A 19,853-nucleotide genomic window follows, 5' to 3' on the forward strand; every position below is an offset into this window, starting at 1 on the left:
ATAGAGGCCGGCACAACCTAGCGCCAGCCTCTACGTCAACTTATTTACTTATACGTTCGACAGCTGTCGGAAAACATCCTGTAATTTATCTGTCAATTCCTCTTTTTGAACATCATGTGTTTCGCCTGTTTTACGAATCTTCACTTCTACAATTCCTTCAGACGCTTTTTTACCTACTGTTATACGAACAGGTAAACCGATCAAGTCGGAGTCTGCAAATTTTACACCTGCACGCTCCATGCGATCGTCAAACAAAATTTGGTAACGGTAATCAGTTAACAGTTTGTACAATTCTCCTGCTATTTGTGACTGCGTTTCGTCTTTCATATTAACAGCAATAACGTGAAGGTCATATGGTGCAAGGTTTACTGGCCACACGAGTCCATTGTCATCGTTATATTGTTCTGCGATAGCTGCAAGTGTACGCGATACACCAATACCATAGCTTCCCATGATCATTGGTTGTGCACGTCCATTTTCATCAAGGAAAGTCGAATTCATTGCTTCACTATAACGCGTACCAAGTTTGAAAACATGACCAACTTCAATTCCTTTAGCAAATAGAATCGTACCCTTACCATCTGGAGAAAGATCTCCTTCTTGAATAAAACGAAGGTCCTCAAATTGCATGACGGAGAAATCACGATCTAATTTTGCATTTGTCCAATGTACACCTTCTTCATTTGCACCACAGACGATGTCCCCCATCGCTTTTACAGCATGGTCAGCAATAACTCGCACTTCATCCGACACCTTCACCGGTCCAATTGAGTCTGCTTGTACATTCAGCCACTTAGACGTTTCTTCTGCTGTTGCAAGTTCAGCGATTTGTGCACTCACTGCATTCTTAACTTTCACATCATTCACTTCATGATCTCCACGTACAAGCACTAACACAGGTTGTTCATCAGCCATAAATAACATAGATTTCAGTGTTTCTTCAGGATTCACATCTATTTTTTGATGTGGCGTCTCAACACGCGTGAGTTCCTGACCACTATGCTCTTTTTGATCATAGGTTGTTACCACTGCAGCCATTTCAAGATTGGCTGCATAATTGGATGAATCAGAGTATGCGATCGTATCTTCACCAATCTCAGATAAAACCATAAACTCATGATTGTCTTTTCCACCCATTGCACCTGAATCTGCAAGCACAGCTCTAAAATTCAAGCCACACCGTCTAAAAATGGTAATGTACGCTTGGAATAGTCGATCATACATTGCATCCAAGCTTTCTTGATTACTGTGGAAAGAGTATGCATCCTTCATCAAAAATTCACGTCCACGCAACAAACCAAAGCGTGGGCGTTTTTCATCTCTAAATTTCGATTGAATTTGATAAACCGTCAGCGGTAAACGCTTGTATGATTTTATCTCATCGCGAATGAGGCTTGTAACCATTTCCTCGTGTGTTGCACCGAGCGCAAACTCACGATTGTGACGATCCTTCATGCGCATTAGTTCCGGTCCGTACGTCCCCCAACGACCTGATTCTTCCCAAAGTTCAGCTGATTGAAGTGCAGGCATTAACATTTCAACAGCACCTGCAGCATCCATTTCTTCACGAACCACGGATTCTATGTTCTGTAATATTTTTTTCCCTAAAGGTAGAAATGAGTACATTCCGCTCGCATTTTGACGTATAAATCCTGCTCGTAAAAGCAGTTGATGACTTTTCACTTCGGCATCTGCAGGAACTTCTCGCAATGTCGGAATAAGTGTTTGACTTTGTTTCATTGTTTGCACCCCTACTTCAATTATCTACTGTAAAAAAAATCGTTGAATATCATTCCATGTAACTACGATCATTAACAACATCAACAAGGCGAACCCAACAAAGTGGACCATCCCTTCTTTCTGACGATCTAATGGTTTGCCGCGTAACGCTTCAACACCAAAGAATAACAGTCTGCCACCATCTAGAGCTGGGAGTGGAAGCAAATTCATAATTCCTAGGTTAATGCTTAAAAGCGCACCCCAACGCATTAAATAATAAATTCCTGACTCTGCTACAACCTCAGTCGTTTTATAAATGCCTACTGGGCCAGCTAATGCATCAATAGTGAACTGACCTGTAACAAGTTGTCCGAGAAGTTCCAAAATGGTTTTAATCCACAAATATGTTTGTTCCGCTCCGTAAGAAATTGCTTTAAGTGGCGACAGTTTTTCAACTGGAGCATATACGCCAATCACACCTCTATTTATACCTTCTTCTTCCTCTTGTAATCGAGGCGTAACAGCAATCGTCATAATCTCTCCGTTACGTTCAATCGTCATCTGAATTTCTTCATTCGGGTGTTGTTGAATAATTGTTGTTGCGTCTGTCCACTTCCCGATTGTTTGTCCGTCAATTTCTTGAATTCGATCTCCTTCTCTTAAGCCTGCTTCCATTGCAGCACCATCATCTAGCAACTGACCGAGTTCAGGCTCATCCAATGAGAGACCTTGTAACATACCGAGCAAGGCAAAAATGACAAAGGCTAAGACGAAGTTCATCATCGGTCCTGCGACAATTGCTAGTGCACGTTGACTTAGCTTTTTTGAATTAAATTGTCTGTCCCATGGTGCAATTTGAGATTCCACACCATCTTCAACGAAAACGGCATCTTTTGCGATCTTATATGTCTTAAGCTCTTCTTCGCCTTCTTCATATCCTTTTATAAACAATTCTCTTTCAATATCCGCTTCAGCCACCTCTACAATTCGAAGATCTGGATAGCGGTCTTTATTATTTACGACCATCTTTTGAATCGTTTGATCTTCGTTAAATAAAAGACCTACACGAAAGCCAGGCTTTAGTTCAACCATCTCGGGGTCTTCCCCAGCCATGCGAACATATCCTCCGATTGGAAGCAAACGAATTGTATATTGAGTCTCATTACGTTTAAACGCCAGAATTTTTGGCCCCATTCCAATGGCAAACTCACGACATAAAATCCCTGCACGTTTAGCAAAGATAAAATGACCAAGTTCATGGAAAAAAACAAGTGCACCGAAAATGACGATAAATGCGATGACTGTATCCATTGTCGCAACCACCTTTTCATTATTTATATACGCCTATACTCTACGATCCTTCATTTATTGTAGCACGTTCTAAAAAAAGCAGGGTACAAATTAGCGTGAAAAAATTCTCATTCGTGTCTCTTGATCGACAGCAAGAATCGTTTCCAAATCAGGATCGTCTAATTTTTCATGTTCATTCATTGCACGCTCAATGACATCTTCAATTTCTAAGAAACCGATCGTCCCTTTCAAAAATAAATCAACAGCCGCTTCATTTGCTGCATTTAACACAGTGGGCATCGTTCCACCTGTACGCCCTGCGTCATATGCAAATGCTAGGCAACGGAAGCGGTCCAGGTCCATCATTTCAAAATGAAGCTTACCGATATCTTCTAATCTTAATCGCGCTGCTTCTTTACGTGGCAATCGATCTGGATAGGTCAAAGCATATTGGATCGGTACACGCATATCCGGTGTGCCAAGCTGTGCCATCACAGAGCTATCATGGAATTCAACCATGGAATGAATGATGCTTTCACGATGTAAAAGGACATCGATTTTATCATACGATAAATCAAATAGCCAGTGCGCTTCTATTACTTCTAATCCTTTATTCATCATACTAGCAGAATCAATCGTTATTTTAGCCCCCATTGACCAATTAGGGTGATTTAGCGCTTCTTCAACTGTGACATTTTGTAATTGTGCACGTGTCTGATCACGAAAACTTCCACCCGAAGCCGTCACGACAAGGCGTTCAATATTTTTTTCTTGCTCCCCTTGTAGTGCTTGAAAAATAGCGGAATGCTCACTATCAACTGGCAGCATCGTCACACCATGCTTTTTTGCAGCAGCCATCACTAAGTGACCAGCTGTTACGAGTGTTTCTTTGTTTGCTATGGCAATATTTTTTTTAGCTTCAATCGCTTTCATCGTTGGTTCTAACCCGACACTTCCAAGCACTGCATTAACAACGATTTCCGCATCATCATAAATAGCAACTTTCGTCAGACCTTCCATCCCATAAACGATTTTTGTTTTCCCTACGATCTCAGACGAAAGCTTATCGGCATCTTCTTTTAACTGAACAGATACGATACTAGGATGAAACTCCGCTATAGCTTTCCTAGCTACATCGAGGTTTGCCCCAACCGATAACGCGACCAATTGGAAGCGTTCACGGTGTTCCCTTATTACATCCATTGTTTGCATACCGATGGAACCTGAAGCTCCCATTAAACTGATTTTCTTCAACAAAAGACCTCCCGACTAGATTAATTGGAGTATATGCATAAGCGGAAGGACGAACAACAAACTATCAAAACGATCCAACAGCCCCCCGTGCCCCGGTAAAATAGTTCCTGAATCCTTCACTTTATAATGTCTTTTCAGTGCAGATTCAACCAAGTCTCCAATTTGACCAAACGCTGATAAAACGACTGTAGCAAAAAGCAAATACCACAAATTTGTTTCAAGCGGTACAAAATAGACAAATATCGCAACGACTACAAGAGCGGAGCAAATTCCTCCAATGAATCCTTCAACCGTCTTATTTGGACTAATATCTGGCCATAATTTTTTTCGCCCAATTGCTTTCCCAATAAAGTACGCACCAGAATCTGTTGTCCAAATAATCAAAAGAGCATATGCGATCCAAAGTATATCAGCATCCCTCGTTTCGATAAAATAGTAAAAACCGATACCTACGTAAAGCATGGCAAACACTGCAAATGCTGCGTCATCAAACGTGAAGCGATTTTTCTTCGTTACTGTATAAACGAGTAATAAAAGAACTGACAACAGTGCAGTTTCAATTTTTGAATAATCAAGCTGATTTAAAATTTTATAATATTCATCTGGTAGCAAAAAGATCCATAGTGTCAGTATCGAAATTGCTCCTGGAAAAGATAGCACTTTAACTGAACGCATCTTTAGCACTTCATAAAGAGCTATTGTGGCTATCACATATGTACTAAAAATAAAGAGAATTCCTCCGATCCATACGACCGGAAGAAAAAGTGCTGCTGCAATAATACCTGTGATCAATCTTTGCTTCATCTATGATTCCTCGCTTTGTATTCCACCAAATCTTCTGGAACGCTTTTGATAGTCTTCAATGGCTTCGACAAAATGTTGTTCACTAAAGTCTGGCCACAATACATCTGTAAACCAAAACTCAGCATAAGCTAGTTGCCAAAGCATGAAATTGCTTAACCTTATCTCTCCACTTGTACGAATTAATAGATCTGGATCATTTAAGTGACCTGACATCATATTAGACGAAAAAATAGTCTCGTCAATATCATCAGCTGATAATACACCATTTTTCACATCCAAGGCAAGTGATTTCACAGCAGATAGTATCTCCGAGCGACTTCCGTAATTTAATGCGAAATTTAAAATTAACCCATCATTATCTTCTGTTTCTTTCATCGCTTTTTCAATCGCTCGTAGGGTATGCGAAGGGATTTGTGAAGGATCTCCCATCATCTGTACTTGAACATTTTCTTCTATTAATTCAGGTAAAAAAGAGTCTAAAAATTCTCCAGGTAATTTCATTAAATAATCAACTTCAAATTTTGGTCTGATCCAATTTTCAGTTGAAAAAGCATAAAGTGTTAACACTTTTACCCCTAAACGATTCGCAAGTCTTGTTGTTGGACGAACGGTTTTCATTCCTTCATGGTGCCCGGCTATTCTAGGCATTGCGCGTTTACTAGCCCACCGACCATTACCATCCATTATAATGGCAACATGGTTAGGGATTTTATATTTCATACATTCTAAGATACGATCATCAAGGGTGTCCGGCTCTTTCATGGACTTCCATAATTTCATTTTTTCGAGCATACTACATCCTCCACCCAGTAATTACATGAATTCATGCTTACCCTATCATACCAAATTTTCATAAGTAAGTCTTACTTAAAGAAAAAAGATGATTATTTGTATGGATATTTTTACACAACGCCCTAACAAATACAGAAAACCCCCTACTTGGTAGAGGGCTGTCACTAGAGTTATAAAGTTAGTGTCTAGCTTCCGCGACAAGCCCCTCAAGTCATAAGCCACTTCCGTGGTGGTGTATAGTTCGACCTCAGGAAAGCGTCTTATGCTTGTCAGGGCTGAGAGTCGCTTTTGCATTTCGTTTGTGTCTAGCTTCAGCGGCTGAACGAGCCGCTTCTATATTCCTTCTATACTTCCATAATCTCTCTTTCTTTACCTTTAGCAAGCTCATCGATTTTCACGATGTGCTCGTCTGTCATTTTTTGTACGTCATCGTTGTAGCCACGGAGATCATCTTCAGTTATATCTCCACCTTTTTCAAGCTTTTTAAGTTCGTCATTCGCATCACGACGAACATTACGGATCGCAACTTTTGCGTCTTCCGCTTCTCTTTTCACTTGTTTAGCTAAGTCTTTACGGCGCTCTTCTGTTAGAGCTGGAATCATGATACGAATCAATGATCCATCATTGGAAGGGTTAAGTCCAAGATCTGATTTTTGAATCGCTTTTTCAATTTCACCTAGTGACGTTTTGTCATAAGGAGTGATTTGTAAAAGTCTTGCTTCAGGAACTGTGATCGATGCAAGTTGATTTACAGGCGTTGGTGCACCATAGTAGTCAACGTTGATTTTATCAAGTAGTGATGAACTTGCGCGACCAGCACGAATGGATGATAGCTCACGAGAATACGCTGAAACTGCTTTTTCCATCTTATCTTTTGTTTGAGCAATAGTTTGTTTTGCCATTAGTCTTTCCCCCTTACAATTGTACCGATTGGTTCTCCCAATGCAGCGCGTTTAATATTACCGTTCTCCATAATAGAAAATACGATAAGTGGAATGTCGTTGTCCATACATAAAGAAGATGCTGTTGAATCCATTACAGCTAATCCATCTTTTAAGACATCTAAGAATGAAAGTTGATCGTATTTCACCGCTGATGCATCTACCTTTGGATCCGCTGAGTAAACACCATCTACATTATTTTTTGCCATTAAAATAACTTCTGCTTCAATTTCAGCTGCTCTCAATGCTGCAGTTGTATCCGTTGAAAAATACGGATTACCTGTACCTGCTGCAAAAATAACAACGCGTTTCTTTTCAAGATGTCGAATGGCTTTTCTACGAATATACGGTTCTGCTACTTGACGCATTTCAATAGAGGACTGAACACGTGTTTGAATGCCTACATTTTCTAAGCTATCTTGCAATGCTAATGAGTTCATGACAGTCGCGAGCATTCCCATGTAATCAGCAGAAGCACGATCCATGCCCATCTCACTGCCTATTTTCCCTCTCCATATGTTACCACCGCCTACTACAACGGCCACTTCCACACCAAGATCTGCTAGCTCCTTAACTTGCTCTGCTACCGATTTAATAATTGGTGGATGGATACCAAAGCCAGCATCACCAGCTAATGCTTCACCACTTAATTTTAATACCACTCGATTGTATCTAGCTTTACTCATAGAATCCTCCCGCATGGTTCGTTTTTTTCAAAAAGAGGGAACACAAAGTGTCCCCCATTCATAAAACACCATGAATGGTGCTTCTTGTTATTATTTTTTTATTTGGCTCATTACTTCATCAGCAAAGTTGTCTTGACGTTTTTCGATACCTTCTCCAACTTCATAACGAACAAAGTCTGTCAGCGTAGCGTTTTTCGTTTCAAGGAACTGGCGGACTTTTTGATCAGGATTTTTAACAAAAGGCTGATCAAGAATACAAATTTCTTCAAAGTATTTGCTTAGGCGGCCTTCAACCATTTTTGCAACGATATTTTCAGGTTTGCCTTCTTCAAGAGCTTGCTTTGTAAGAAGTTCACGCTCTTTGTCAGCTTCTTCTTTAGAAACTTGGTCACGTGAGATGTATTTAGGATTTAATGCAGCGGCATGCATTGCAACACCTTTCGCATCTTCTGCATCGGTTGTACCTTCAACAACTGCAAGTACGCCTATGCGTCCACCCATGTGTAGGTATTCGCCAAATACAGCATTGTCAGCCTTTGTGTGAATAGCAAAACGACGAAGTGTTAGCTTTTCACCAATTTTACCCATCGCAGTCGTAATATGTTCATTTACTGTAGCACCATTGTCCATTTTCTGTTCAAGAGCTACTTCAAGTGTTTCTGGTTTGTTCGTTAACAAATGGGATGCTAGTTCTTTAACAAGTACTTGGAATCCTTCGTTTTTAGCAACAAAATCTGTTTCAGCGTTTACTTCAAGAATAACCGCTGTATTCCCTTCACTCATGATGAATGTAGAACCTTCAGCAGCGATACGGTCAGCTTTTTTCGCTGCTTTCGCAATTCCTTTTTCACGCAAGAAATCAACTGCTTTGTCCATATCTCCATTAGTTTCTTGAAGTGCTTTTTTACAATCCATCATACCTGCGCCTGTTTTTTCACGAAGTTCTTTTACCATTTTAGCTGTAATTGTCATGTGGGTTTTTCCTCCTTAAAGTGAGTTAAAATTAAATAATTCCCTTTAAAAAAGGTGATAAGGGAAGATCCGCTTATCACCTTTTCATTTATGCATTACTCTGCAGCTACTGCTTCTTCCTCTTCTTCAACTTGTTTTGATTCAAGAATCGCATCAGCCATTTTAGAAGTTAGAAGCTTAACAGCGCGGATTGCGTCGTCATTAGCTGGGATTACATAATCGATTTCGTCTGGATCACAGTTTGTATCAACAATTCCAACGATTGGAATGTTCAGTTTACGTGCTTCTGCAACTGCGATACGTTCTTTACGAGGATCAATGATGAACAATGCATCAGGAAGCTTTTGCATGTCTCTGATTCCACCTAGGAACTTAACTAGACGATCATATTCTTTTTTAAGTTGTACTACTTCTTTTTTAGGAAGAACTTCAAACGTTCCATCCTCTTCCATCTTTTCGATTTTCTTAAGACGGTTAATACGAAGTTGGATCGTACCGAAGTTTGTAAGTGTTCCACCTAACCAACGTTGGTTGATGTAGTGCATACCAGCGCGGCCTGCTTCATCACGAACAGACTCCTGTGCTTGTTTTTTTGTTCCTACGAAAAGAACAGTTCCGCCGTTAGCAGATACTTCCTTAACGAATTTGTAAGCTTCTTCTACTTTTTTAACCGTTTTTTGAAGGTCAATGATGTAGATTCCGTTACGCTCTGTGAAAATGTATTTCTTCATTTTTGGGTTCCAACGACGAGTCTGGTGACCGAAGTGAACACCTGCTTCAAGCAATTGTTTCATTGAAATTACTGACATAGTGTTGTTTCCTCCTTGGTTTGTTTTCCTCCGCTTCAATCCTCTTTAGTACGAAAACTATCGATTATCGACAGCACCATTCGCTAAATCACGAAGCGTGTGTATTAACACCGTTAACTAATATAGCATATTGAGTTAGTGTCATCAAGAGAAATTATTCTTCCTTCTTGTGAAACTTTAACATAAGTTCTATTTCTGTTTGTCCCTTTCCCAAGGACTTTGCAATATCAGCTATTGACATTCCTTCTCGACAAAGCCTTGTAACCTTTTCTTCAATTGTTTCTTCCTTAATACCTTGTAAGACTCCTGTTTCCTTTGATCGTTTTGGAATTTGTGGAGTATGATAGCGATTAGCTGCAAGCGACCTTGAAGCTCTCATAATCGATGACGGGATTTCTTTGTTTCCATTTATCTTATCATCGGAAATGACGCGCTCTTTTGGCTTCGTTTGTAGTTGCTCATTTTGAAGTTGTTCAAATTGCTGTAGAAAAACAGCGTTATCTTCTTTCATTTCAAGCAAGTAACTTGTAAATGTTTCTTCGAATTCAATCAAATCTTTCTGCTGTTTCTCTTCTTTATGAATTAATCGATTTTGTCGCAAAAACAATAAATATATAGATAAAAATGCAACAAAGTTAAATAAAATGGATAATATGAGTAAGAAATGGATCATAGGCTCTCCTTTTCATCCTGTAACATCAACTCTATGCCCTTTAAATGGATGTGGAGAAGATTGAGTGATTTGCGATTTAGGAGGATCTGAGGAGCTCTCTCCCTCATCATCTGCCGAATGTTCTCCAAGTTTTGTTTTCTCACTTTCATCGAACTCATTTACAGAGGCTCTTTTTTTCACTAACTCTTTTTCAGCAAGCGCTGCTAATTGACTTTGGGTTAAGACACTTTGCTGTTGTTGTTGATCGGCGACCTTTCCAGCATCGAATGTTCTTGGTAGAGCCACTTGTAATTCAACCAACTTCAAACTCATAAGATTCGCTCCTCTCGATCTGAGAATTAAGACTGATTGTACTCTGAAACAAGTAATTTTCGTAGCTTAAACAAACATTTAGAATGAATTTGTGAAATTCTCGATGTGGATAGACTTAACACTTCACCGATCTCGGTTAAAGTAAGCTCTTCACTATAAAACAAACTTAAAACAAGCTGCTCTTTTTTATTTAACTCACTAATTACATCTGATAAATCATCGATCAGTTCATTTTTCACTAAATGTTTTTCTGGCAAAATTGTTTTGTTGTCTTTTAGTACAAAGCGAGTCGTTTCATGGTCATCTTGGTCAGATGATTGGTCATCCATTGATAGCACATTTGCCAGTAAATGCTCTTGCGTAATTTGATACACTTCTCCAATATCCATCCCTAGGGCTACTGCAATTTCTTCTGGCTGTACGTGTCTAAGGTTTTTTTGTTCCAATTCTTCAATCTTTGCTTCAACTTTTTTAGATTTTTCTCTTGTAGATCGTGGTAGCCAATCTTCCTTTCGCAAACCATCAATAATTGCACCTCGGATACGGAAAGAAGCATATGTATCAAATTTCAAATCACGATCTGGTTCAAATTTTCGCAAAGCGTCAAACAACCCCATCAAGCCTAGACTTTTTATGTCATCTCTTGACACACTTTTAGGCAATCCTACACTAATTCGTTGCATGTGGTATTGCACGAGGGGCATATATCGCTGTACAAGCATATCTCCAGCATGAGGATCTCTAGAGGTAGCCCATAACTTCCAATAGTGTTTTTCGAGAGTCACAGTTGAATGGCTCATGGAACTCCTCCTTACAAAACGGTTTATATTCATTAGTCATAATATAGTTTCGCCTGCATTTACTGTTCGAATGTGAAGAAGGCTTGTAGCGGTATCAAATTCAATCGTTCGCCCGCTATTTCCACCTACATCTTCCCCGAGTAAAGGAATTCGGTGCAGTTTAAGCTGATCTTTAATCGCCCCTACATTTCTAGGACCAATACGCATCATATCTTTTTGAGATGAAAACTGGAACATTTGAGCACCGCCAGCCATTTTTGCTTTTAAACGTGTGGTCGATACACCCATTTGCTCAATTAGGGCTTTAACTCCAGTATCGGCAAATTTCGCTACATTTACGGTATCGGATCGGGAAAGGATTGAATTCGGTAACATAATATGTAGAAGGCCCGCTCGTTTCGATACTTGATCATATAACACTAAACCAACACATGATCCAAGTCCCGCAGTACGAATCGTATCCGGAGCATTGACCACCTTGAGATCAGCAATTCCTACTTTAATTACCTGTTGCTTAATTTCTCCCATGTTCACTCGACTCCTAAGGACTTAAACAGCACATGAAACGAATCTGGATCGGGAAGCAAAAAGAACTGCCCGGTAACTCCTTCACCTTCATGTCCTTCACCAAATAGGGCTGTATCAATCACAATTGCCTGATCACTGACCTGAGAAAGCTCAACCAATCCATAGCTAATAATGGCACCAACCATATCTACAGAAAGCGCCGGCACGGTTGGGTACAAATTTAATTGTGTAAAATCAGACAAGGAAGATAAATAAGTGCCCGATAAAATATTTCCCATTTCTTGCATTGCTGAAAGTCCAATCTCCGAATAAGGAGGGGTATCAAAAGAAAAACTCTCATCCTGTGTCATTGTACGAATAAATGATTCAGCCTGGGGCAATGGCAAAATAAAGAACATACTGCCGGATATTTCCCCTTCAATACGTAAAAATATACTGACGACTATATTTTCAGAACCACCTGCCATCTCCATCATGTCATCAAATGATACGATTTTTACAAGTGGTACTTTCATATCAATCGTTTTACCCAATAGTGTCGACAAGGCCGTGGCTGCATGACCTGCTCCAATATTACCGACTTCCTTTAACACATCAAGATGATAGAGTGTAATCTCCTGATCAAAGCTCATTACACATTCTCCAGCACTTTATTTAAATGAAGTAAAATTAGAAGTCTTCTATCCAATTTTGCCACCCCACTAATAAAATCTGCTTCAACGCTCCCTACAACATTCGGTTGAGGTCCAATGGATCCTTCAGGTAGGTCAAGCACATCATTCGCCGAATCCACGATCAAGCCAACCTCTTTATTCTCATAAGTCACGATTATAATGCGTGTATCTTCATCGTATTTACCTTCTTCAAGAGAAAAACGTGTGCGAAGGTCAACGATTGGCGTTACAACTCCACGTAGATTCACAACTCCCTTTATGTGAGAGGCAACACGAGGAACGCGTGTAACAGGCATAACTTTTTCAATCGATTGTACGTGTTGAACCGGAACTGCGTATTCTTTGTTTACTAATCGAAAAATAATAACTTTTGTTTCACTTCCTACTGCTTCAACTGTCAAAACCGGTACACTCCCTTCTGAAAAAAGATTGATCGTTTATTGAATAAGAGAATTACAATCTACAATAAGTGCAACCTGACCATCTCCAAGAATTGTCGCACCTGAAATCGCAAATACATCCCCCATATAATTGCCAAGAGATTTTAACACGACTTCTTGCTGACCAATAAATGAGTCAACGACAAGCCCTGCCATTTTATCACCTTTACGAACGATTATAATCGAGTGTATTTCATCAAGATGATCCTCTGTTAGTACGTCAAATACCTCTTTTAAAAATACAAGGGGAACTACTTTACCTCTAAAATCGATGACACGCTGATCGTGTGCATGTAAAATCTCTTCATTTTTAACGACTGCTGTTTCGATAATGGATGATAATGGAATTGCATATTTTTCTTTTTCCATTTCAACGAGCATCACTGAAATAATTGATAGCGTCAGTGGCAACTGCACCGAAAAAATAGAGCCCTTTCCCTCAGTAGAGTTGATCGTAATTGACCCACCTAATGATTCAATGGTGGTCTTTACTACATCCAAGCCTACACCACGGCCTGAAATATCTGAGACCGTCTCTGCAGTTGAAAATCCAGAAGCCATGATTAGTTCGAAAATTTGCTGATCCGTCATTGTTCTTATTAATTCATCTGTGACGATACCTTTAGATAAAGCTTTTTGTAGCACACGGTCTTTACTTATACCTGCACCGTCATCTTCAATTTCTATAAAGACATAGTTACCGCTATGGTAGGCACGTAATACGATCGTACCTTCTTCGGGTTTCCCATTTGCCACACGCACTTCTGGCGTTTCTACACCATGGTCCATTGCATTCCGCAAAAGGTGAACGAGTGGATCACCAATTTCATCAATGACTGTACGATCAAGTTCCGTATCCTGTCCGATGATATTGAGCGCAATTTTTTTATTTAAATCTCTCGTAAGTTGGCGAACCATCCGAGGGAAGCGATTAAAAACAGTTTCAACAGGTACCATGCGCATGTTTAGAATAATTGATTGTAGATCACCTGAAATGCGACTCATACGTTCAACAGTTTCATTCAATTCACCATGATTTAATTCTTTCGAAATTTGTTCTAATCGCCCTCGGTCGATGACGAGTTCTTCAAATAAGTTCATGAGTACATCAAGCCGATCAATATTCACACGAATTGTCTTATTGATAATGGCACCTTTGGATTGCTCTTCTGGCTTCTGCTTATCATCCGACATTTTTTTGACTTCATCAACAGTAGGCTTTTCATGAATCGTTTGTGAAGTAGCTGCTACTTCCATATGACCCTTTTGAATGGATTCAATCGTCATAGTATGAACAGTAGCCTGCTCGATTTCTGATACTGTAAGAACGGCTTTTTCTATGAGATCAGCTGACTCTTTTGATACGAGCGTCACACAAAACTCTTGATCAAAATTTTCTTCCTCGAGATGATCAGAGGGTGGAGTTGATTTTATCACTTCACCCATTTTTTCTAGCAAATCAAACACCATATAGACACGTGCAGCTTTTAATAAGCACCCCTCACGAATCTTTACAGATAATTCGTATGCTAGGTATTCCTGTTCGAGTGATTGAAGTAAGATGGTACGCTCAAACTCATCATAGTGAATTACAGATGATTGATCACTAGTGATCGGCTTGTCTATTACCACTGGTTGTTCACCTTTTTCAATCAGTTCAAGTTGTTTCACTACGTTCGAAACATCTCTTTTACCGTCACCACCTCCAGCAATTGAAGTGATCATTTCTTCTAAGTCATCGACCGCTGAAAATACAACATCCATAATCGTCGTTGTAACAGCTAGCTTTTCGTTACGAATCGCATCTAACACGTTTTCCATGTTGTGTGTTAGGCTTGCAAGATCTTCATAACCCATTGTTGCTGACATTCCCTTCAAGGTATGAGCCGAACGGAAGATCTCATTGACGATTTTTAAATCTTGAGGATTATTCTCAAGCTCCAACAATTGAGCATTACAATTTTGTAAATGATCCTTGCTTTCTTCAATAAATACCTCTAAATACTGATTCATTTCCATCCCGCATCACCCTTCTTAAGGCAGATATTTCATTATGGTTGTAGAGATCATAGATAATGGTAAAATTTCTTGAACGAGTCCTGTTGCAACTGCTGCTTTTGGCATGCCATTCACAATACAAGTATCTTGTGATTCGGCAATTGTGATTACTGGGTCTTTACAACTTAATTGTACCAGACCTTTAGACCCATCCGCGCCCATTCCGGTCAATATGACAACAATTTTCTCTACCGAATCGATCGATGTGACAGATTCTAGCATCGTATCCACCGATGGACGGTGCCCATTTCTTGGTGGATTTTCATTTAATTCGATAAAAATGGTTGATTCTCGTTGAGTCAATGTCAGGTGAAATCCACCAGGTGCCAGGTAAACGTTGCCGTTTTGTAAGGCGTCTCCATGTTCTGCTTCTTTTACTGTTACTGCAGAAAGACGATTAAGTCGATTAGCAAGTGATTTTGTAAAACCTGCTGGCATATGTTGAACGATCACTACTGGGGCAGCCATCGTTTTTGGCAGCGTACGGATCACTTCTTGCAATGCTCGAGGTCCACCGGTTGATGCTCCGATTAACACCACTTTACGCCTAGATGACACAGAGTTTGTCACTGATCGATGTTGAGCTGTTGGTTGTTCAAGCTGTTCTTGTGTTGTTCGTTTTTGTGGATGTACTTGTTTAATTGCTGGCGCAGGCTTTCTTAATACCTGAACCTTCGCACCGGCTGCGGAAGTTACTTTGCTAACTAATTCATCTCTCACTTTATGAAGGTCCAGTGAAATAGTCCCAGAAGGTTTCGCTACAAAATCAACGGCACCGTAATCCATAGCTAAAAGCGTGTTTTCGGTTCCTTCTTTTGTTGTACTTGATAGCATAATTACAGGGAGTGGGTGTTCTTTCATAATCACTTGTAATGCCTCTAACCCACTCATAACAGGCATTTCAACATCCATCGTTATGACGTGTGGACGAAGCAACTTAATTTTCGCCATTGCATCCTGTCCGTTTCGAGCTGTTCCAACGACGGCGATATTGTCCTGCTCCGATAAAAATTCTTGAATTAGTTTTCTCATAAAAGCCGAATCATCTACGACCAACACTTTTATTACATTCTTATTTATCATAGGATCACCTCACCGTCTGGAAAATAATGTAGACAAACGCTGGACAAAGCGATCGGAATTTGCATAGGCTTCACCTGTGTGTTGATCGAGATAGTGATGAACGATTTTCTTTAGTGTTTTAGCCGCAGGTGTTGATGGATCATTCAAAATAAACGGTGTTCTATTTGACACGGCTTTTCTAACATTCAAGTCTTCTGGTAAACTTCCGAGTAGATGAATCTCTTTTTGTAAAAATCGTTCCATTGCTAGTCGGAGGCGTTGGAGTACTACTTCACCTTCTGTTTCATCCACAACACGGTTACACAGGATAGAAAATTTATTTTCTTCATCTTTCATGTGAATAAATTTCATCATTGAGTAAGCTTCCATGATTGAGGTTGGTTCGGCTGTTGTAATAACGATTACTTCATCAGCAGCCATAATAAGTTCATGCCCCTTTGCTGTATCACCAACACCCATATTAAAAATTAAATAATCATATTCTTTTTGAAGTTCTTCAAGTCCATGAATCAATCGATTGATTTCAATATCCTTCCACTCAATCATTCGACTAAGATCCGATCCACCTGATATATACGAAAAACCACCTGGACGATTTTGTACGACATCATGAATACTTCTATCACTTTCTAAGCAATAGAAGATCGTTTTTTCTGAATGCTGACCAATTAAACTATGAAAATTGTCCTTTCCGACATCCATATTGAGTAGTAACACGCTGTGACCTTTTGATGAAATTTCAGTGGCAAAGCTAGTGGAAAAATTTGATTTTCCAACCCCTTCCTTGCCACTTACAACGGCAATTACTTTTCCTAATCCTCTTTGTGACTGCAACATTTGTCGTCGTAACGTTTCTGCTTGATCCATTATTCATTCACACTTTCTAACAGGAGTTTAAACAACGACTCTGGATTTGCTTCAATAATATCTTCTGGCACTGCTTGGCCTGTTGTTAAATACGCAGCTCCTGTTTCATTGTGCAACATCATATGAAATGCAGGACCAACGCTTGCACTTTCATCCCACTTTGTAAAAATAAATTGATCGATTACAACATCATGAAAACGGTCTACAATCATTTGCATATCCTGCAGCTTCGCTGTCATTGACAGGACCAAAAAACTTTGTATGTTCATATCGAAATCAATAACCTTTTTCAATTCATCCACATATTGACGTTCACGATAATTACGTCCAGCAGTGTCAACAAACACATGATCATAGTCTTCAAACTTTTCGACAGCTTTGTCAAAATCACTACGATTATACACGACTTCAATAGGTACATTTAGTAACTGAGCGTATGTTTTCAACTGTTCGATTGCGGCAATGCGATACGTGTCAGTCGTAATAAATGCGACTTTTTTACGTTTCTCAACAACGAGCTTTGCGGCAATCTTTGCAATTGTTGTCGTCTTACCTACCCCCGTTGGACCAAGAACGTATATATATTTCTTATCGGCAACAATGCCATGATGTGTAAGTGATTCGACTTGTTCTTTTACTCGCGTTTCTGCCCATTGACGAATTTTATTGTCATCAGGGCTCTGTTTCCATTGATCAAATAAATTCGATCCTAGATCAAGTAGCCACTCTTCTTGAAATTCCTGCTGTCTAAAGCGCTCCAGTTCATGTTGAATGGAAGGTGGAAAATGATTTAATGACGTAAAACGCTGTTTCGACATCGTGGACACCATTGCTTTTAGTTCTTTTATTTCATCCTGTAGCTGATTATGACTAGCAACATCGTCTTGTACATATATAGGGTCTTGCACAACTTTTTGCGGTTGCTCTTGAGTTTCACTTGTATCCAGACCTGCAACGACTTCCATTTTCTTTTTTTTAAATAACCCTAAAAATCCACCTGTGTAGATAACTTTTGAATTTAAAATGACTGCGTCACTACCAAGCTCAGATCGAACTTTTTTCATCGCTTCAGGCATCGTGCGTGCTACTATTTTTTTCATTTTCATTCTACGTTCACCACCCCTACGCTTTGAACTTCAACATTCGCTTCTAATTCGTTATAAGATAAAATCGGAATTTGTGAAAAATACCGATTTGTCAGCTGTCTAATATACATTCGAACAGCAGGAGAACATAAAATAAGTGGTGTTTGCTCCGTCAGTGATAGCTTTTCAATTTGATTGGCCATTGCTTCAATCACACGTTGAGAGTCATTTGGATCGAGTGATAAATAATTGCCATGTTCTGTTTGCTGAATCGAGTCTGCTACAAGCTTTTCAACTCGACCAGACAGTGTGATGACTTTCAGCGTATCTCCACCTTGCGCGTATTGCGTCGTGATTTGCCGAGCAAGAGCTTGTCTTGTGTATTCAGTGAGTACGTCAGTATCCGTTGTGAGCTTTGCATAATCCGCTAAAGTTTCAAAAATGATTGGTAGATTACGAATTGAGACGTTTTCTTTTAATAGATTTGCAAGAACTTTTTGTACATCTCCAACCGCTAATGGAGAAGGTGTTACTTCCTCGACCAAAATTGGATAGGATTCTTTTAAATGATCGATAAGTTGCTTTGTTTCTTGGCGCCCGAGAAGATCGTGGGCATTACCTTTAATGACTTCCGTAATGTGTGTCGATACGACTGAAGGTGGATCCACTACGGTATAGCCAAGCATTTCGGCCTGATCTTTGACTGTTTCATCAATCCATTTAGCTGGCAAGCCAAACGAAGGTTCAACTGTATCAATTCCTTCAATTGAATTTTCATCACCAGGGCTCATCGCTAAATAATGATCCAGCAGCAGTTCACCTTTTGCTACTTCATTGCCTTTTATTTTTAATCGGTACTCGTTCGGTTGAAGCTGAATATTATCTCGAATTCTCACAACCGGTATGACAAGTCCTAATTCTAAAGCTAGCTGTCTTCTAATCATAACAATTCGATCTAATAAATCCCCACCTTGATTTGTATCTGCGAGAGGGATTAACCCATAGCCGAATTCAAATTCTATTTGATCCACATTAAGTAAGTTGACCACACTTTCTGGGCTTTTCATTTCATCTGTAGTAGCTTCTTCTTCCATCTCAAACACGTCATCTTCATCTTTCTTATCTGCCCTCGATAACATAAAACCACCAATAATTAAAATCAGCGCAATTGGGAGTGTTAAGAAATTATCAATTGTAGTAAAAAATCCGAGCAGTGCAATGGTACCACCTGCAACATACATAATTGGTCCGAAAGTAAATAGTTGAGACGTAATGTCATGACCTAGGTTACCATCTGAAGCAGCACGCGTTACAACGATGCCTGTTGCAGTGGAAATAAGTAGTGCAGGGATTTGACTCACAATGCCATCTCCAACCGTTAGCAATGTAAATTGACCTACTGAATCTCCTAGTGACATACCCATTTGAACGACCCCAATGACCATTCCAAAAATTAAGTTAATCATAACAATGATGATCCCGGCGATGGCATCCCCTTTAACGAACTTCGTTGCACCATCCATAGAACCATAAAAGTCAGCTTCCCGACCAACTTTTTCTCGTCGTTCTCTTGCATCAACTTCTGATATCATACCTGCATTCAAATCCGCATCGATGCTCATTTGTTTACCAGGCATTGCATCAAGTGTAAATCGTGCAGCAACCTCAGATACACGTTCAGCACCTTTTGTGATCACAATGAATTGGATAATGATTAGTATTAAAAATACTACGATCCCAACAAGTATATTTCCACCGGTTACGAACGTACCAAATGTTTCTACAACGCCACCTGCTTCACCTCGACTTAGGATCGCCCTTGTCGTGGAAACATTTAATCCGAGGCGAAAGAGAGTTAAGAGTAAAAGTAATGAAGGAAAGATGGAAAACTCAAGTGGCTCTTTCATATTCATGGATGTAAGTAGCACAATAAGGCCTAGTGTAATATTAATAATGATTAAGATACTGAGCATCCATGATGGAAGCGGGATCACCAACATAGCAACAATCATGATGACACTGGCGAGTACGGTTAAATCTTTTCCTGACATGCTGGTCCCCTCTTT

Annotated in this window: 20 protein-coding genes; all 20 read right to left on the reverse strand. The window is 39.7% G+C overall.

Annotated elements, in window-relative coordinates; genetic code table 11:
• Window positions 1-48: 48 nt before the first annotated feature.
• The 20 genes from AB1471_RS05585 to flhA all read right to left on the reverse strand — a co-directional run bounded on the left by AB1471_RS05585 (window position 49) and on the right by flhA (window position 19,838).
• Window positions 49-1,740, reverse strand: coding sequence for a proline--tRNA ligase (locus AB1471_RS05585; RefSeq protein WP_367778751.1), 1,692 nt, complete (start codon window positions 1,738-1,740; stop codon window positions 49-51).
• A 24-nt stretch (window positions 1,741-1,764) separates the two neighbouring features.
• A complete protein-coding gene (rseP, locus tag AB1471_RS05590) occupies window positions 1,765-3,030 on the reverse strand; it encodes an RIP metalloprotease RseP (RefSeq protein WP_367778752.1) in 1,266 nt (421 codons plus the stop codon).
• Between the two features lie 90 nt (window positions 3,031-3,120).
• The gene (locus tag AB1471_RS05595; protein WP_367778753.1) at window positions 3,121-4,263 is read right to left on the reverse strand and encodes a 1-deoxy-D-xylulose-5-phosphate reductoisomerase; all 1,143 of its coding nucleotides are present in this window, start codon (window positions 4,261-4,263) and stop codon (window positions 3,121-3,123) included.
• 15 nt (window positions 4,264-4,278) lie between these two features.
• On the reverse strand, window positions 4,279-5,067 hold the full coding sequence (locus AB1471_RS05600; RefSeq protein WP_367778754.1) for a phosphatidate cytidylyltransferase: 789 nt from the start codon (window positions 5,065-5,067) through the stop codon (window positions 4,279-4,281).
• Window positions 5,068-5,859, reverse strand: coding sequence for an undecaprenyl pyrophosphate synthase (uppS, locus tag AB1471_RS05605; RefSeq protein ID WP_367778755.1), 792 nt, complete (start codon window positions 5,857-5,859; stop codon window positions 5,068-5,070).
• Window positions 5,860-6,203: 344 nt separating this feature from the next.
• A complete protein-coding gene (gene frr / locus AB1471_RS05610) occupies window positions 6,204-6,761 on the reverse strand; it encodes a ribosome recycling factor (protein ID WP_367778756.1) in 558 nt (185 codons plus the stop codon).
• On the reverse strand, window positions 6,761-7,486 hold the full coding sequence (pyrH, locus tag AB1471_RS05615) for a UMP kinase (RefSeq protein WP_367778757.1): 726 nt from the start codon (window positions 7,484-7,486) through the stop codon (window positions 6,761-6,763). The genes frr and pyrH overlap by 1 nt, the downstream gene beginning before the upstream one ends.
• Window positions 7,487-7,576: 90 nt before the next feature.
• A complete protein-coding gene (tsf, locus tag AB1471_RS05620) occupies window positions 7,577-8,458 on the reverse strand; it encodes a translation elongation factor Ts (protein WP_367778758.1) in 882 nt (293 codons plus the stop codon).
• A 95-nt stretch (window positions 8,459-8,553) separates the two neighbouring features.
• Window positions 8,554-9,267: a 30S ribosomal protein S2 gene (gene rpsB, locus AB1471_RS05625; protein WP_367778759.1), complete on the reverse strand. Its 714-nt coding sequence runs from the start codon at window positions 9,265-9,267 to the stop codon at window positions 8,554-8,556.
• A gap of 154 nt (window positions 9,268-9,421) precedes the next feature.
• Window positions 9,422-9,940 (reverse strand): hypothetical protein, encoded by a 519-nt coding sequence (locus AB1471_RS05630; protein ID WP_367778760.1) that lies wholly within the window; start codon window positions 9,938-9,940, stop codon window positions 9,422-9,424.
• 12 nt (window positions 9,941-9,952) lie between these two features.
• Window positions 9,953-10,252 (reverse strand): hypothetical protein, encoded by a 300-nt coding sequence (locus AB1471_RS05635; RefSeq protein ID WP_367778761.1) that lies wholly within the window; start codon window positions 10,250-10,252, stop codon window positions 9,953-9,955.
• A gap of 26 nt (window positions 10,253-10,278) precedes the next feature.
• Window positions 10,279-11,052: a FliA/WhiG family RNA polymerase sigma factor gene (locus tag AB1471_RS05640; RefSeq protein ID WP_367778762.1), complete on the reverse strand. Its 774-nt coding sequence runs from the start codon at window positions 11,050-11,052 to the stop codon at window positions 10,279-10,281.
• 36 nt (window positions 11,053-11,088) lie between these two features.
• A complete protein-coding gene (locus AB1471_RS05645; RefSeq protein ID WP_367778763.1) occupies window positions 11,089-11,580 on the reverse strand; it encodes a chemotaxis protein CheD in 492 nt (163 codons plus the stop codon).
• A 2-nt stretch (window positions 11,581-11,582) separates the two neighbouring features.
• Window positions 11,583-12,212, reverse strand: coding sequence for a chemotaxis protein CheC (locus tag AB1471_RS05650; RefSeq protein ID WP_367778764.1), 630 nt, complete (start codon window positions 12,210-12,212; stop codon window positions 11,583-11,585).
• The gene (locus AB1471_RS05655) at window positions 12,212-12,655 is read right to left on the reverse strand and encodes a chemotaxis protein CheW (protein WP_367778765.1); all 444 of its coding nucleotides are present in this window, start codon (window positions 12,653-12,655) and stop codon (window positions 12,212-12,214) included. Before AB1471_RS05655 ends, AB1471_RS05650 begins: the two co-directional genes overlap by 1 nt.
• A 36-nt stretch (window positions 12,656-12,691) precedes the next feature.
• Window positions 12,692-14,713 (reverse strand): chemotaxis protein CheW, encoded by a 2,022-nt coding sequence (locus tag AB1471_RS05660; RefSeq protein ID WP_367778766.1) that lies wholly within the window; start codon window positions 14,711-14,713, stop codon window positions 12,692-12,694.
• A gap of 15 nt (window positions 14,714-14,728) precedes the next feature.
• Window positions 14,729-15,835: a protein-glutamate methylesterase/protein-glutamine glutaminase gene (locus AB1471_RS05665; protein WP_367778767.1), complete on the reverse strand. Its 1,107-nt coding sequence runs from the start codon at window positions 15,833-15,835 to the stop codon at window positions 14,729-14,731.
• Window positions 15,836-15,844: 9 nt separating this feature from the next.
• Window positions 15,845-16,702 (reverse strand): MinD/ParA family protein, encoded by an 858-nt coding sequence (locus tag AB1471_RS05670; RefSeq protein WP_367778768.1) that lies wholly within the window; start codon window positions 16,700-16,702, stop codon window positions 15,845-15,847.
• On the reverse strand, window positions 16,702-17,808 hold the full coding sequence (gene flhF / locus AB1471_RS05675) for a flagellar biosynthesis GTPase FlhF (protein ID WP_367778769.1): 1,107 nt from the start codon (window positions 17,806-17,808) through the stop codon (window positions 16,702-16,704). Before flhF ends, AB1471_RS05670 begins: the two co-directional genes overlap by 1 nt.
• Window positions 17,805-19,838 carry a flagellar biosynthesis protein FlhA gene (flhA, locus tag AB1471_RS05680; protein WP_367778770.1) on the reverse strand — a complete coding sequence of 678 codons (2,034 nt, stop codon included), beginning with the start codon at window positions 19,836-19,838 and terminating at the stop codon, window positions 17,805-17,807. Before flhA ends, flhF begins: the two co-directional genes overlap by 4 nt.
• Window positions 19,839-19,853: the final 15 nt, after the last annotated feature.

Origin of the sequence: Jeotgalibacillus marinus (assembly GCF_040801915.1) — a bacterium.
Lineage (GTDB): Bacteria > Bacillota > Bacilli > Bacillales > Jeotgalibacillaceae > Jeotgalibacillus > Jeotgalibacillus marinus.

Coding starts and splice junctions, on each gene's coding strand:
- AB1471_RS05585 (WP_367778751.1), bottom strand. CDS start 1,740: ATGAAACAAAGTCAAACACTTATTCCGACATTGCGAGAAGTTCCTGCA.
- rseP (WP_367778752.1), bottom strand. CDS start 3,030: ATGGATACAGTCATCGCATTTATCGTCATTTTCGGTGCACTTGTTTTT.
- AB1471_RS05600 (WP_367778754.1), bottom strand. CDS start 5,067: ATGAAGCAAAGATTGATCACAGGTATTATTGCAGCAGCACTTTTTCTT.
- uppS (WP_367778755.1), bottom strand. CDS start 5,859: ATGCTCGAAAAAATGAAATTATGGAAGTCCATGAAAGAGCCGGACACC.
- frr (WP_367778756.1), bottom strand. CDS start 6,761: ATGGCAAAACAAACTATTGCTCAAACAAAAGATAAGATGGAAAAAGCA.
- pyrH (WP_367778757.1), bottom strand. CDS start 7,486: ATGAGTAAAGCTAGATACAATCGAGTGGTATTAAAATTAAGTGGTGAA.
- tsf (WP_367778758.1), bottom strand. CDS start 8,458: ATGACAATTACAGCTAAAATGGTAAAAGAACTTCGTGAAAAAACAGGC.
- rpsB (WP_367778759.1), bottom strand. CDS start 9,267: ATGTCAGTAATTTCAATGAAACAATTGCTTGAAGCAGGTGTTCACTTC.
- AB1471_RS05630 (WP_367778760.1), bottom strand. CDS start 9,940: ATGATCCATTTCTTACTCATATTATCCATTTTATTTAACTTTGTTGCA.
- AB1471_RS05635 (WP_367778761.1), bottom strand. CDS start 10,252: ATGAGTTTGAAGTTGGTTGAATTACAAGTGGCTCTACCAAGAACATTC.
- AB1471_RS05640 (WP_367778762.1), bottom strand. CDS start 11,052: ATGAGCCATTCAACTGTGACTCTCGAAAAACACTATTGGAAGTTATGG.
- AB1471_RS05645 (WP_367778763.1), bottom strand. CDS start 11,580: ATGGGAGAAATTAAGCAACAGGTAATTAAAGTAGGAATTGCTGATCTC.
- AB1471_RS05650 (WP_367778764.1), bottom strand. CDS start 12,212: ATGAGCTTTGATCAGGAGATTACACTCTATCATCTTGATGTGTTAAAG.
- AB1471_RS05660 (WP_367778766.1), bottom strand. CDS start 14,713: ATGGAAATGAATCAGTATTTAGAGGTATTTATTGAAGAAAGCAAGGAT.
- AB1471_RS05665 (WP_367778767.1), bottom strand. CDS start 15,835: ATGATAAATAAGAATGTAATAAAAGTGTTGGTCGTAGATGATTCGGCT.
- AB1471_RS05670 (WP_367778768.1), bottom strand. CDS start 16,702: ATGGATCAAGCAGAAACGTTACGACGACAAATGTTGCAGTCACAAAGA.
- flhF (WP_367778769.1), bottom strand. CDS start 17,808: ATGAAAATGAAAAAAATAGTAGCACGCACGATGCCTGAAGCGATGAAA.
- flhA (WP_367778770.1), bottom strand. CDS start 19,838: ATGTCAGGAAAAGATTTAACCGTACTCGCCAGTGTCATCATGATTGTT.